The organism is Paraburkholderia sp. RL17-380-BIE-A, from assembly GCF_046028085.1.
GTDB lineage: Bacteria > Pseudomonadota > Gammaproteobacteria > Burkholderiales > Burkholderiaceae > Paraburkholderia.
In genome coordinates this window covers 243,050-256,137 of the sequence record NZ_JARESQ010000009.1, presented here as the reverse complement: position 1 = coordinate 256,137, position 13,088 = coordinate 243,050, and the positions used below count along the sequence as shown (strand labels likewise).

General features: G+C 63.9%; 12 protein-coding genes and 1 tRNA gene. 8 read left to right on the top strand and 5 right to left on the bottom strand.

Annotation, left to right across the window (positions count from 1 at the left end):
- Positions 1-98 precede the first annotated feature (98 nt).
- The 6 genes from P0D68_RS17715 to P0D68_RS17690 all read left to right on the top strand — a co-directional run bounded on the left by P0D68_RS17715 (position 99) and on the right by P0D68_RS17690 (position 4,186).
- Positions 99-174 (top strand) — tRNA-Phe (locus P0D68_RS17715).
- A 401-nt stretch (positions 175-575) separates the two neighbouring features.
- A complete protein-coding gene (queC, locus tag P0D68_RS17710; protein ID WP_408298373.1) occupies positions 576-1,313 on the top strand; it encodes a 7-cyano-7-deazaguanine synthase QueC in 738 nt (245 codons plus the stop codon).
- A gap of 60 nt (positions 1,314-1,373) precedes the next feature.
- Positions 1,374-2,006 (top strand): 7-carboxy-7-deazaguanine synthase, encoded by a 633-nt coding sequence (gene queE / locus P0D68_RS17705; RefSeq protein WP_091797286.1) that lies wholly within the window; start codon positions 1,374-1,376, stop codon positions 2,004-2,006.
- A 9-nt stretch (positions 2,007-2,015) separates the two neighbouring features.
- Positions 2,016-2,459: a 6-carboxytetrahydropterin synthase QueD gene (queD, locus tag P0D68_RS17700; RefSeq protein ID WP_408298603.1), complete on the top strand. Its 444-nt coding sequence runs from the start codon at positions 2,016-2,018 to the stop codon at positions 2,457-2,459.
- A 246-nt stretch (positions 2,460-2,705) separates the two neighbouring features.
- Complete coding sequence (locus tag P0D68_RS17695) at positions 2,706-3,488, top strand: HpcH/HpaI aldolase family protein (protein ID WP_091797282.1); 783 nt, start codon at positions 2,706-2,708, stop codon at positions 3,486-3,488.
- Positions 3,485-4,186, top strand: coding sequence for a tetratricopeptide repeat protein (locus tag P0D68_RS17690; protein WP_408298375.1), 702 nt, complete (start codon positions 3,485-3,487; stop codon positions 4,184-4,186). The genes P0D68_RS17695 and P0D68_RS17690 overlap by 4 nt, the downstream gene beginning before the upstream one ends.
- A gap of 91 nt (positions 4,187-4,277) precedes the next feature.
- Here the strand turns inward: P0D68_RS17690 and rodA are convergent, their stop codons facing one another.
- From rodA to P0D68_RS17665, 5 genes are all read right to left on the bottom strand, one after another.
- Positions 4,278-5,426 carry a rod shape-determining protein RodA gene (gene rodA, locus P0D68_RS17685; RefSeq protein ID WP_091797276.1) on the bottom strand — a complete coding sequence of 383 codons (1,149 nt, stop codon included), beginning with the start codon at positions 5,424-5,426 and terminating at the stop codon, positions 4,278-4,280.
- Between the two features lie 10 nt (positions 5,427-5,436).
- A complete protein-coding gene (gene mrdA / locus P0D68_RS17680) occupies positions 5,437-7,749 on the bottom strand; it encodes a penicillin-binding protein 2 (RefSeq protein ID WP_091797273.1) in 2,313 nt (770 codons plus the stop codon).
- A 141-nt stretch (positions 7,750-7,890) separates the two neighbouring features.
- Positions 7,891-8,403, bottom strand: coding sequence for a rod shape-determining protein MreD (mreD, locus tag P0D68_RS17675; protein ID WP_091797269.1), 513 nt, complete (start codon positions 8,401-8,403; stop codon positions 7,891-7,893).
- A complete protein-coding gene (gene mreC, locus P0D68_RS17670; RefSeq protein ID WP_408298378.1) occupies positions 8,400-9,524 on the bottom strand; it encodes a rod shape-determining protein MreC in 1,125 nt (374 codons plus the stop codon). The genes mreD and mreC overlap by 4 nt, the downstream gene beginning before the upstream one ends.
- A 153-nt stretch (positions 9,525-9,677) precedes the next feature.
- On the bottom strand, positions 9,678-10,721 hold the full coding sequence (locus tag P0D68_RS17665; protein ID WP_004189550.1) for a rod shape-determining protein: 1,044 nt from the start codon (positions 10,719-10,721) through the stop codon (positions 9,678-9,680).
- A gap of 381 nt (positions 10,722-11,102) precedes the next feature.
- Between P0D68_RS17665 and gatC the strand changes: the two genes are divergently transcribed.
- Positions 11,103-11,402, top strand: coding sequence for an Asp-tRNA(Asn)/Glu-tRNA(Gln) amidotransferase subunit GatC (gene gatC, locus P0D68_RS17660; protein WP_091797263.1), 300 nt, complete (start codon positions 11,103-11,105; stop codon positions 11,400-11,402).
- Positions 11,403-11,595: 193 nt separating this feature from the next.
- Positions 11,596-13,083: an Asp-tRNA(Asn)/Glu-tRNA(Gln) amidotransferase subunit GatA gene (gatA, locus tag P0D68_RS17655; protein WP_408298380.1), complete on the top strand. Its 1,488-nt coding sequence runs from the start codon at positions 11,596-11,598 to the stop codon at positions 13,081-13,083.
- Positions 13,084-13,088: the final 5 nt, after the last annotated feature.

The following is a 13,088-nucleotide window of genomic DNA, read 5'->3' as shown; positions in this document are numbered from 1 at the left end:
GTGAGCCGGTGCTCCGCGCGCAGATCGCACTTTCACAGATTTTTTCGAGAAGGGGCTTGCCCTGCTGCTGACCCTTTGATATTATTTCGTTCTTCGTTGGCCCGGTAGCTCAGTTGGTAGAGCAGCGGATTGAAAATCCGCGTGTCGATGGTTCGATTCCGTCCCAGGCCACCAGGATTCAGCCCCAGGAAATCGCAAGATTCCTGGGGCTTTTCCTTTTTGCGCCCCTAATGTGTGACGGGCTTGAAGGGCATCACGCGTGTCCGTTGCTTCGGCTTGCGCGCGCCGCATGGCAGCACGCACTCGGCGGTGTTCGGCGCTGCATGATAAAATCGCGCCAGTTCAAGGACTTGCACAGTGAGTGCAGCGCCTGCGTGCTGCGCGGCAACGCCGCCACCTGCACCGAACCCTTCGCCCGACGATTAACGGTATAAGCGCCCAGCGACTCTGCATGCGGAAGGCGCGGCCTATACTGCTTTGGGCCGGCAGCAGTGCCGGCACGCGTCGCGCCGCGTTGCTTGCATGGCGCACCTCGCGCAGCGCGACGTGGCACTCTTCATTCACGGAGTTTCACGGTGATCCGCAACGACGCTAAACGTAGCGCTCTGGTGCTGTTTTCCGGCGGCCAGGATTCCGCCACGTGCCTCGCCTGGGCGCTCGAACGTTATGAAACGGTCGAGACACTGGGCTTCGATTACGGTCAGCGGCACCGCGTCGAACTGGAATGCCGCGAGGGGTTTCGCAACGCTGTCGCGCGTGCATTTCCGCAGTGGGCCGAGCGCCTCGGCGACGATCATATGATCGACCTGTCGGTGCTCGGCGCGATCAGTGACACCGCCATGACGCGCGAGATTGAGATCGAAGCCACGGCGAACGGTTTGCCGAACACGTTCGTGCCGGGCCGCAATCTGATGTTCATGACCATCGCTGCGGCGATTGCGTATCGGCGTGGCTTGCAGGTGCTGGTGGGCGGCATGTGCGAGACGGATTTCTCGGGCTATCCCGATTGCCGCGACGACACGATGAAGGCGTTGCAGGTCGCGCTGAACCTCGGCATGGACACGCGCACGCTGCTCGAAACACCGTTGATGTGGCTCGACAAGGCCGACACGTGGCGCCTCGCGCACGAACTCGGCGGCGACGAACTCGTCGAGCTGGTACGCGTCGAGACGCATACGTGCTACGTCGGCGAACGCGCCGAATTGCATGCGTGGGGCTTCGGTTGTGGCGAATGCCCGGCGTGCCGCTTGCGCAAGCGTGGCTACGAAGCCTATCTGTCGGGTGAGAAGGTCACCGAGGCGCCGGTCCGATAACGCTCGGCACGGCAGCGCACCTCAGGCAATCATTTTCAGGAACATAGGGCACACAGCAGCATGACTTACGCGGTCAAGGAAATCTTCTACACGTTGCAGGGCGAGGGCGCGAATGCCGGGCGTCCGGCTGTCTTCTGCCGGTTCGCCGGCTGCAACCTGTGGTCGGGCCGCGAAGAAGATCGTGCCGAAGCGGTGTGCCAATTCTGCGATACCGATTTCGTCGGCACTGACGGCGAGAACGGCGGCAAGTACCGCACGGCGGAAGATCTTGTGCAGATGATCGCGTCGCAATGGCCGCAAGGCGAGGGCGAGCGTTTCGTCGTGTGCACGGGCGGCGAACCGATGCTGCAGATCGATCAGCCGCTGGTCGACGCGCTGCATGCCGCCGGCTTTGAAATCGCGATCGAAACCAACGGCTCGCTGCCGGTGCTCGAGACGATCGACTGGATCTGCGTGAGCCCGAAGGCCGACGCGCCGCTCGTCGTGACGAAAGGCAACGAACTGAAGGTCGTGATCCCGCAGGACAACCAGCGCTTGTCCGAGTATGCGAAGCTCGACTTCGAGTATTTCCTCGTCCAGCCCATGGACGGTCCGTCGCGCGACATCAACACCAAGCTCGCGATCGACTGGTGCAAACGCCATCCACAATGGCGCCTGTCGATGCAGACCCACAAGTATCTGAACATTCCCTGATTTGCCGTGCTGACGATTACACGAAAACTCGAATTCGACGCGGGTCACCGCATTCCTGATCACCGCAGCCAGTGCCGTAATCTGCACGGTCATCGCTACGTGCTCGAAATCACGCTGCAAGGCGATCTGGTCGACACCGAAGGCGCGCCCGATCGCGGCATGGTGATGGACTTCGCCGACGTGAAGTCGCTCGCCGTCGAGCATCTGGTCGACAAGTGGGACCACGCGTTTCTCGTCTATGAAGGCGACGCGCAGGTGCGTGGTTTCCTGGAAACGATGGCTGGCCACAAGACGGTCGTGCTCGATCGCATTCCCACGGTCGAAAACCTTGCCGCGATCGCGTTCGAAATTCTCGCGAACGTCTATGACGCGCACTACGGCGTGAATCTGCGTTTGCACAAGCTGCGTCTGTACGAGACGCCGAATTGCTGGGCCGACGTGGTCCGCGACTAAACCGAACGCCGCCGCGCGGCTCGCGAGACGTCCCCTTGGGGACCGTCCAACCCTCGCGTTATTGTCACGGTATGATCGCTCCGATAACCACACGGAGCGAGACATGCCGGTCACCGCATTGCGTCGCAGCAGGCATCCAGGCCGCCTCGGCCAGAGCCAATCTCTTTGTCTTTTCCCCGCCCATCACGCCGGCATTGCGCACTGCGGTTCAGGCGATGCATTTCATCGCCGCCACGGAGCGCGGCGATGAGCAGCCTGACCAATCCCCTCAAGTCACGCCTGAAGGAAACCGAGCCGCTGTTCGGTCTGTGGCTTTCGCTCGGCAGCGACGCTGCGGCCGAAGCGCTCGCGCATGCCGGCTACGACTGGCTGCTGATCGACATGGAGCACGCGCCGAACGATAGCGGCGACGTCGCCTCGCAATTGCGCGCGATCGCCGCCGCGCATCTGCCGAGCGAGCCGGTGGTGCGCGTGCCCGCCAGCGAGGCGTGGCTCGTCAAGCGCGTGCTGGACGCCGGTGCGCGTACGCTGATGTTCCCGAATATCGAGTCCGCGGAAGAGGCGGCGCGCGCCGTGCGTCTCACGCAATATCCGAGCGCCGGAGCGCTCGACGGTGAGCGTGGTGTCGCCGGCGTGGTGCGGGCTGCGGCCTACGGCATGCGGCGCGACTACGTGCAGACGGCCAACGCGCAGATCGCGACCATCGTGCAGATCGAGTCGGCGCGCGGCTTGCAGGAGGTGGAAAAAATCGCGGCGACGCCGGGTGTCGATTGCCTGTTCGTCGGGCCGGCCGACCTTGCCGCGAGCCTCGGTCATCTGGGCGATTCGAAGCATGCCGACGTGCAGGCCGCGATGGCGCGCATCGTCAGCGCGGCGGACAAGGCGGGCATTGCCGCCGGTATTTTTGCCATGGATGTCGCGAGCGCCAAACAGCATCGCGACGCCGGATTTCGTTTTATCGCTCTGGCCGCGGACGTCATGTGGATGTTGCGCGCGACTCGCCAGGCGTTGCAGGAGGTGAGGTCATGAAAGGGATGGTGCAGTGCGTCGTGGTGCGTCTGGCGGTCACGGCGGCGTTGATGGTGAATGTGGCGGCGTATGCGCAGGACCGCGTGGCGAAGTCGAACGATCCGCAGACGCAAACCGCGGTCGCCGACTACAACGCCGGCAATCTCGGCGCGGCGCTGGCCGAGTTCCGCAAGGCCGCGGAGCGCGGCAGCCGGCTCGCCGAGTTCAACTACGCCATGATGCTGCTCAACGGCGAAGGCGGCCCGGCCAATGTGGATGAAGGCAAGAAATGGCTGCGTAAGGCCGCCGACGCCAACATGTCGCACGCGCAATACGTGTACGGCAAGATGTACGACGATGGCGAGTTCGTCGGGCGCGATCCGGTCGAAGCGCACCGCTGGTTCCTGAAGGCGGCGCAGCAAGGGCACGTGCAAGCGGAGTTGGCGCTCGCCAATCAGTTCCTCGACGGACGCGGCACCGAGCGCGACAACAAGCAGGCGTTCTTCTGGTACAAGAAGGCGGCGGAAGGCGGCGACATGACCGCGCAGTACGTGGCGGGCTCGTTTTACGAGCGCGGCGGCGACGGTGTAGACAGGAATCTCAACGTGGCGCGCGCTTATTACGCTGCCGCAGCGGCGCAGGGCGATCCGGCGGCGCGGCTCAAGTATCAGCAACTCAGCGCGCAGTTGCGGGATCAGAAGGAAGTGAAGCCGCAATAAATAAAGAAGGGGCGCTCCGTGATGATGGTGCGCCCCTTCTTCGATTTGCAGCCTTTGTTCTGCGGCCTTGTTCGCTGACAGCCTCGCCGCGCTAACTCTGCATCAACCGCTTTTGCCGCGCGACGCTCATGATGAGCCCGATGGCCACACCCAGCGTGGTCAGTGCGGTGCCGCCGTAGCTCATGAACGGCAACGGCACGCCGACCACCGGCAAGATGCCGCTCACCATGCCGATATTGACGAATGCGTAGGTGAAGAACGCCATGGTCAGCGAGCCGGCCAGCAAGCGTCCGAACAGCGTCGCACCATTGGCCGCGATATACAGCCCGCGCGCGATCAACAGCATGTATAGCGTGAGCAGCACGACGCCGCCCGCCAGCCCGAACTCTTCGGAGAACACCGCGAAAATGAAGTCAGTGTGCTTCTCGGGGATGAACTCCAGATGCGCCTGCGTGCCCTTCAGCCAGCCTTTGCCAAGCGGACCACCGGAGCCGATCGCGATGACCGCCTGGATCGTGTGGAAGCCCTTGCCGAGCGGATCGGAGGTCGGGTCGAGCAGCGTGCAGATACGGTGTTTCTGATAATCGTGCATCAGCGGCCATTGCACTTCGGGCTGACAGATCTTGTCCTGAAAGGCGGCGATCGAAGCGACCGCTATGACGCCTGCAATCAGCACCGGCACGATCAGCTTGAAACTCAGGCCCGCAAAGTAAATCACGAAGAAGCCGGCCGCAAACACCAGCACGGCCGTACCGAGGTCGGGCTGCTTGGCGATCAGGCCGACCGGCACCGCGAGAATCAGCAGGCCGACCAGATAGTCGTACCAGCGCATCACGCCTTCGCGGCGCTGGTAGTACCACGCGAGCATGAGCGGCGTGGCGATCTTCAGGATTTCCGACGGCTGGATCACCACCCCGACATTGATCCAGCGCTTCGCGCCCTTGCGCGTGAGGCCGAATAGCGCCACCGCGACCAGTAACGCGATCCCGAACGTGTAGAGCGGGACCGCGAAGCGCATCAGCGTGGTGGGTGGAACATTGGCGAGCGCCCACATCAGCACGAACGTGAGCATGATGTTGCGTAACTGGTCTTCCACGCGGCCGGGGACGTCCAGACTCGCGCTGTACAGCGTGACGATGCCGACGCACAGCAGCAGAAACACGATCAGTGCGAGCGGGCGGTCGAAGCCCGCGAACATCCGCTTGATGCGGTCGAGCCAGGCGCGCTTGTCGAATTGCATGCCTTTCTCCTTACTCGTCGATGCCGCCGGAAACCGGCTGGCGTGGCGACGTGCCCTGAGTGCCGTCTTCGCGCGACGGTGCCGCGGCGGTCGGCACCGGCTCGCTAGCCGGGCGGGGTTTATGCGGGACGCCGGATTTACGCGACGCTGAATTCTTTGCGGCAGAAGTCGCGGACGTCGAGGCGGCCAACGGTGCCGATGCAGCCGCCGGCGCGGAAGCCGCGGCCGCAGCAGACGCTGCTTTCGCAGCCGCCGCCGCGGAGGCCGCCGCTGCCGCCGAAGCCGCACCGGGAATCGGCAGGGCAGTGAAGCCCGCCGCGACCTTGACCGGCTGCGCCGCATCCTGTGGCGACGGTGCATCGCCGACTTCGGGCGCGGACGCATCCTGGGTCGCCGACGCCGCCGCTTCGATGGCCGCCGCCTGAGCGCCCGGCTTGTTCTTGCCGACGAGGTAGTAGTCGAGCACCTTCCGCGCGATCGGACCCGCCGATTCCGCACCCCAGCCGCCGTTTTCGACGATCAGCGCGAGCGCGATCTTCGGCTGCTCGACCGGCGCGAACGCGATGAAGAGCGCGTGGTCGCGCAAATGCTCGGCGATTGCGTGGCCCTTATAGTTCGCGCCTTGCAGCGAGTAGACCTGCGCTGTACCGGTTTTGCCGGCCGCCTGATAGGGGGCGCCGATGAACAGTTTCGACGCCGTCCCATTGGTCACGACGCCTTCCATTGCGCGCTTGATGATGTCGATATCCGATTGCTTCACCGCGATCTTGTCGCTCGGATCGCGCACGACCGCGCGAGTGTCTTTCGTGATCGGATTTTCGATGTCGCGCACGAGGTGCGGCTTCATCACGACGCCGTTGTTCGCGAGCGTGGCCGTAGCGTGAGCGAGCTGGAGAATCGTGAACGAGTTGTAGCCCTGGCCGATGCCGAGACTGATCGTTTCGCCCTCATACCAGCGCTGCTGTTCGGGCTTGCGGTATGCCTTGCGCTTCCATTCGGTGGACGGCAGGATGCCGCGCGCCTCGCCCGAGATGTCGATACCGGTGATCTGGCCGAAGCCCCACGGCTTCATGAAGTTGGCGATATTGTTGACGCCGAGATCGTGCGCGAGCATGTAGAAATACGTGTCGTTCGACACCACGATCGCGCGGTTCATGTCGACCCAGCCTTGGCCCGAACGCACGTCGTTGCGGAACGTGTGGCCGCCGAAGGTATACGAGCCCGGATCCTGGAAGCCCCAGCCCGGCGTGCGCTTATGCAGTGTGAGCGCGGCGAGCGCCATGAACGGCTTGTAGGTCGAGCCCGGCGGATAAGTGCCGTGCAGCGGCCGATTGAGCAGCGGGTGGTCGGGCGAATTGTTGAGATCGTCCCACGTCTGCTGATCGATACCGTCGACGAACGAATTCGGATCGAAACTCGGCGCGGACACGAACGCAAGCACGTCGCCCGTGGATGGTTCGATCGCGACCAGCGCACCGCGGCGGCCGGCGAACGCCTGCTCGGCGACCTGCTGCAAGCCGATATCCAAAGACAGCACGAGGTTGTTGCCAGGCGTTGCCTGCGTACGCGACAAGGTGCGCACGGGGCGGCCGCCGGCCGTCACTTCCACTTCCTCGAAACCGGTCTGGCCATGCAGTTCGGTTTCGTAGCTCTGCTCGACGCCGATCTTGCCGATGTAGTCGGTGCCCTTGTAGTTGTTCGCGTCGAGCCGCGGATCGTAGTGGTCCGGATCGCTGTCGTTCTGGTCGCTGGCGTCGTCGATACGGTCCTGATCGCGCTGCGAAATCCGCCCGATGTAGCCGATCACGTGCGCCGCCGTCGGCCCGAGCGGATATTGGCGGAACAGGCGCGCGCGCACTTCCACGCCGGGAAAACGGAAGCGCTGCGCGGTGAAACGCGCGACTTCGTCGTCGGTCAGGCGGGTGCGGATCGGCAGGCTCTCGAAGTTCTTCGAGTCTTCCTGCAGCTTCTTGAAGCGGCGGCGGTCGCGCGCGTCGATCGAAACGACCGTGGCCAGGTTGTCGATCACGTTTTCGAGCGAGTCGTTCAGCTTCGAGGGCGTAATTTCGAGCGTGTAGGCGGAGTAGTTCTTCGCCAGCACGACGCCGTTGCGATCGGTGATGATGCCGCGGTTCGGCACGATCGGCGCGACGGAAATGCGGTTTTCATCGGCCTGCAGCGAATATTTGCTGTAGTGCCAGACCTGCAGAAACAGGAAGCGGAAACCGATCAGCCCGAAGCACACGAACACGAACAGACCCGCCGCCGCGACGCGCAGGCGGAACTTCGAGAGCTGTTGCTGAGTGTCCTTGAATTCGGTCATGCGATTCTGCAAAAGGCCGGTTGACGGCCATCATGAGTGTGCGCCTTTTCCGGCCGGAACCGGAAGGCATGAACAGCGATGCGCGTCGAGCGGGCCGGCAAAGCGGGTTCCATCAGAACGGCCGGCGGGCCCGATGCGTGATCAAATTGGCCGGGTATCGTCCGGGTCGGCCGGGCGGCGCTGCGGCATCAGCAGCAGCACGCTGGTGACCGGCCACAGCGCGGCTTCGACGAAACCGTCGATCAGATAACCCCAACCCGGAAACGCCGCGCCCGTCAGCAGACGGATCACGAACGGCACCAGTTGCGCGACCACCAGCAGCGGCATGACCGCGAAGGTCTGCACGCCGAGCGACATCCACAGCACGCGGCGGTGGATGGTGATCGCGCCGTACGACAACAGCGTGTACGCCAGTGCGTGCTCGCCGAGCAGGCTGGCGTTGTGCACGTCCATCAGCAAACCGAGCGAAAACGCGATACCCATGCCGACTTTGCGCGGCTGGTGCACGTTCCAGAACAGCAGCACGAGCGCGACGAAGTCCGGCACGCCGATAAGGCGCCCCCACGGCATCAGATTCAGCAGGAACGCAGCCGCGAGACTGAACGAGATGAAGTACGGGTTGACCGGCTGCAGAATGTATTGCGGACGGTTCATGGCTGTGCCCCCGGCGTGGCTTGCGGCCTCGCGTTCTTCTCAGCGGCCGGTTTCTTTTCGGTGGCGGACTTCTTGTCCGCGGCTGCCGGTTTGGCGGGCGCCTTTTCGGCGGGCTTGGCCGCTGCGGGCTTCTCGGCCGCGGGTTTTTCACCCGCGGATTTTTCCCCCACCTTTGCCGGCGATTTGTCCGTCGCCGCTTTACCGTCTGCCGGCTTGGCGCCCTTCTTCGCTTTCGCCTCCTTCGCGGCCGTGGCTGCGTCGGGTACTTCGGCGGGACGCGGCGGCACATTGTTCACGTAGTGCAGCACCAGCAACTGACGGGCGCCGCGCACCGGTGCGATCGGCAGGCAGATCACGCGCGCGAACGCCGTATCGGCCTGTTTGTCGACCCGCACCACCTTGGCGACCGGCAACCCCGGCGGATAGACGCCGTCGAGTCCGCTCGTGACGAGTTCGTCGCCGGACTGGATGTCGGCGCTGATCGGCACGAAGCGCAGATCGAGCGTGTCGCCCTTCGGCGTGCCGTAAATCACACTGCGCAAGCCGGTGCGCACGATCTGCACGGGCACCGCCTGGTCCTTGTCCGTGAGCAGCGTCACTTCGGCTTGCAGCGGAAAGACGCGCGTCACCTGACCGATCACGCCGTCTTCGTTGACGACCGGCGAACCATTCTGAATGCCTTGCTGTGCACCGCGGCCGATCACCACCTTCTGCGTGAAAGGATCGCGCGTGTCGTACTGGATCTCGGCGGGCAGCGATTCCGTGGTGGAACGCTGCGACAGTTGCAGCAGCGCGCGCAAATGCGCGTTTTCGGCGGCCAGCCCGGCTGCCGTATTGGCTTGCTGCGAAAGCTGCAGGTCTTTGGTGCGCAGCTTGTCGTTTTCGCTGCGCAGCGTGGCGCTGGTCACGGCCAGGTCGGCGGCGCCCACGAACATGTCGCGAGGCACAAGTGCCGCGCGTTGCAACGGATAAAGACCCGCGCCGAGCACGCCACGCACGATTTCGAGCGTTTTGAAGCGAGCGTCGGAGATCAGCAGGGCGAGCGCCAGCACGACGAAAAACACGAGTCGTGCGAGAGCGGACGGTCCTTGCTTGAACAGGGGCGGCGGACTGTATTCCATGGTCGGCGCCGGGGGCGTGAGCGGTTGGGTGAGACGGCGGCGCGCGAGGAACGCGCGTTCAGCGAGCGGAGGCTGGCAGGTCCAGCCAACGGCAAACCGGCCCGCAAGGGGCCGTTTGCCAGATCCGCGCTACTGACATGGAGACGGGCTCGCTTACTCGTACGAGAAGATGCTGCCCAGCTTGTCCATGCGTTCGAGCGCCATGCCCGAGCCGCGCACAACGCAGGTCAGCGGGTCTTCGGCGACGAGCACCGGCAGGCCGGTTTCTTCGGCGAGCAGGCGGTCCAGATCGCGCAGCAATGCGCCACCGCCCGTGAGCATCATGCCGCGCTCGGCGATGTCGGCGCCCAGTTCCGGCGGCGTTTGTTCGAGCGCGATCTTTACCGACGACACGATCTGGTTCAGCGGATCGGTGAGGGCTTCGAGAATTTCATTGCTGGAGATCGTGAAGCTGCGCGGAATGCCTTCCGACAGATTACGGCCCTTCACTTCCATTTCCTTGACTTCGGAACCCGGGAAGGCCGAGCCGATTTCCTTCTTGATGGCTTCGGCGGTTTGCTCGCCGATCAGCATGCCGTAGTTGCGGCGGATGTAGTTGACGATGGCTTCGTCGAACTTGTCGCCGCCTACGCGCACGGAGCCCTTGTACACGATGCCGCCGAGCGAGATCACGCCGACTTCGGTCGTGCCGCCGCCGATGTCGACGACCATCGAACCGGTGGCTTCCGACACCGGCAGGCCGGCGCCGATTGCAGCAGCCATGGGTTCTTCAATGAGGTAGACCTGCGAAGCGCCCGCACCGTGCGCGGCTTCCTTGATCGCGCGGCGTTCGACCTGGGTCGAACCGCACGGCACGCAGATGATGATGCGCGGCGACGGCGAGAACATGCGCGATTCGTGAGCAGTTTTGATGAACTGCTTGATCATCTGCTCGGTGACGGTGAAGTCGGCGATCACGCCGTCTTTCATGGGGCGGATCGCTTCGATGTTGCCCGGCACCTTGCCGAGCATCTGCTTGGCTTCCTTGCCGACTGCCTGGATGGTTTTCTTACCGTTGGGACCGCCTTCCTGGCGGATCGAGACCACCGACGGTTCATCAAGAACGATACCCTTGCCACGCATGTAGATGAGCGTGTTGGCCGTGCCGAGGTCAATGGCCAGATCGTTGGAGAAGTAGCTGCGCAAAAAACCGAACATTCAAAATCCTGTCTCGCTTGGGGCCGGGCCTCGCAACGTATGCGCAGGGCGGCAGCGGAAAAAATAACAGCTTCAACCGGGCGGAAGCGGCGCCACAGGAACTTGAAGCTGCGAGGGAGTCTACCGGAGGCCGGTGCAAAGCCAGGTCAGAAAAATCCGAACGATCTTGGGGAATAGTTCAGAAAGGCCTTGGTAAGACGGTCCGGGTTTGGGTCGAACGCGTAATGATACCTTATAATTTTGGATGTTTTGAAGGAAACGGACGGCACTTTTTGCCGCCGCTGGCCCCTTTTTCGAGGGCTTCCTCCAGCGTCGTAACCCGCTGTCGCAGCGCTGTTTTTTGGCGTGCTGCGGCGGTCCACCACATTTTCCGGTGACTGCATGGCTCTGACCCTGACCGATGTAAAACGTATCGCGCATCTTGCGCGGCTCGAACTGGCCGACGCCGACGCTGAGCACACGCTCGTTCAGCTCAACGATTTTTTCGGCCTCGTCGAGCAGATGCAGGCGGTCGATACCACCGGCATCGCCCCGCTTGCCCACCCGATCGAGCAGATCGAAGACGTCGCGCTGCGTTTGCGCGACGACGCGGTGACCGAAACGGTCGACCGCGAAGCTTTCCAGCGCCCGGCGCCGGCCGTGCAGGAAGGCCTGTACCTCGTGCCCAAGGTGATCGAGTAACACCCGCTTTGCGAGCTTGGCGCGGCGTGCGCGCCAGGCGGCTGCCGATATGCCGGCTTGCGGCATATCGACTCGTGGCCCCGGTGCTCGCACGACCGTCGTCGCCGGCTTTCTCGGCTCGGCTTGCCGGCGGGCAGCCGAATGCCTCCACGGCAGCGTGACTGCGCTGCCGCGCTCTTCAGGATAAAACGCAATGCATGAAAAAAGTTTGACCGAACTGCGCGCCGCATTGACGGCCAAGGAATGCTCCGCAGTCGAACTGGCGCAGCTCTATCTGAAGCGGATCGACGCGGCCAACAGCCTGAACGCATTCATCCAGGTTGACCCCGATCTGACGCTCGCGCAGGCAAAAGCCGCGGACGCGCTGCTTCATACCGGCCACGCCGGCCCGCTGGTCGGCCTGCCGATCGCGCACAAGGACGTGTTCGTCACCAAGGGCTGGCGCTCCACGGCCGGCTCGAAAATGCTGTCGAACTACGAGAGCCCGTTCGACGCGACCGTGGTCGCGCGTCTGCAGAACGCCGGCATGGTGTGCGTGGGCAAGACCAATATGGACGAGTTCGCGATGGGCTCGTCCAACGAGAATTCGTACTTTGGTCCCGTGCAGAATCCTTGGGACGTCAAGGCTGTGCCGGGTGGTTCGTCGGGCGGCTCGGCCGCGGCCGTGGCTGCGCGCCTCGCGCCCGCCGCGACCGGCACGGACACCGGCGGCTCGATCCGTCAGCCGGCGTCGTTCTCCGGCATCACGGGCATCAAGCCGACGTATGGCCGCGTGTCGCGTTACGGCATGATCGCGTTCGCCTCGTCGCTGGATCAGGGCGGTCCGATGGCGCAAAGCGCCGCCGATTGCGCCACGCTGCTCAACGCCATGGCGGGTTTCGACGAGCGCGATTCGACCAGCCTCGTGCGTGACGACGAAGACTACACGCGCTACCTCGGCAAGCCGTGGAAAGAAGACGGTGCGGGCAAGCCGCTCGCCGGCCTGCGCATCGGCCTGCCGAAAGAGTATTTCGGCGCCGGTCTCGCCGACGACGTGCGCGCCTCGATCGACGCCGCGCTCAAGCAATACGAAGCGCTCGGCGCCACGCTGGTCGAGGTCTCGCTGCCGAAAACCGAGTTGTCGATCCCGGTGTACTACGTGATCGCGCCGGCGGAAGCTTCGTCGAACCTGTCGCGTTTCGACGGCGTGCGTTTCGGCCATCGCGCCGCGGAGTATCGCGATCTCCTCGACATGTACAAGAAGTCGCGCGCCGAAGGTTTCGGTCCGGAAGTGAAGCGCCGCATTCTGGTCGGCGCTTATGTGCTGTCACACGGCTATTACGACGCGTACTACCTGCAAGCGCAGAAGATCCGCCGCATCATCGCGCAGGACTTCCAGGAAGCGTTCAAGCAGTGCGACGTGATCATGGGACCGGTCGCGCCTTCAGTGGCATGGGATCTGGGCGCGAAGGGCGACGATCCGGTGCAGATGTATCTGGCCGACATCTACACGCTGTCGGTGAGCCTCGCCGGTTTGCCGGGCATGAGCGTGCCGTGCGGCTTCGGCGCGGGCGCGAATGCGCAGCGTCCGGTTGGTTTGCAGATCATCGGCAACTATTTCAATGAAGCCCGGATGCTGCAGGTGGCCGACGCGTTCCAGCGCGCGACCGAGTGGCACCGCCAGGCACCGGCAGGAGTGTGAGCACC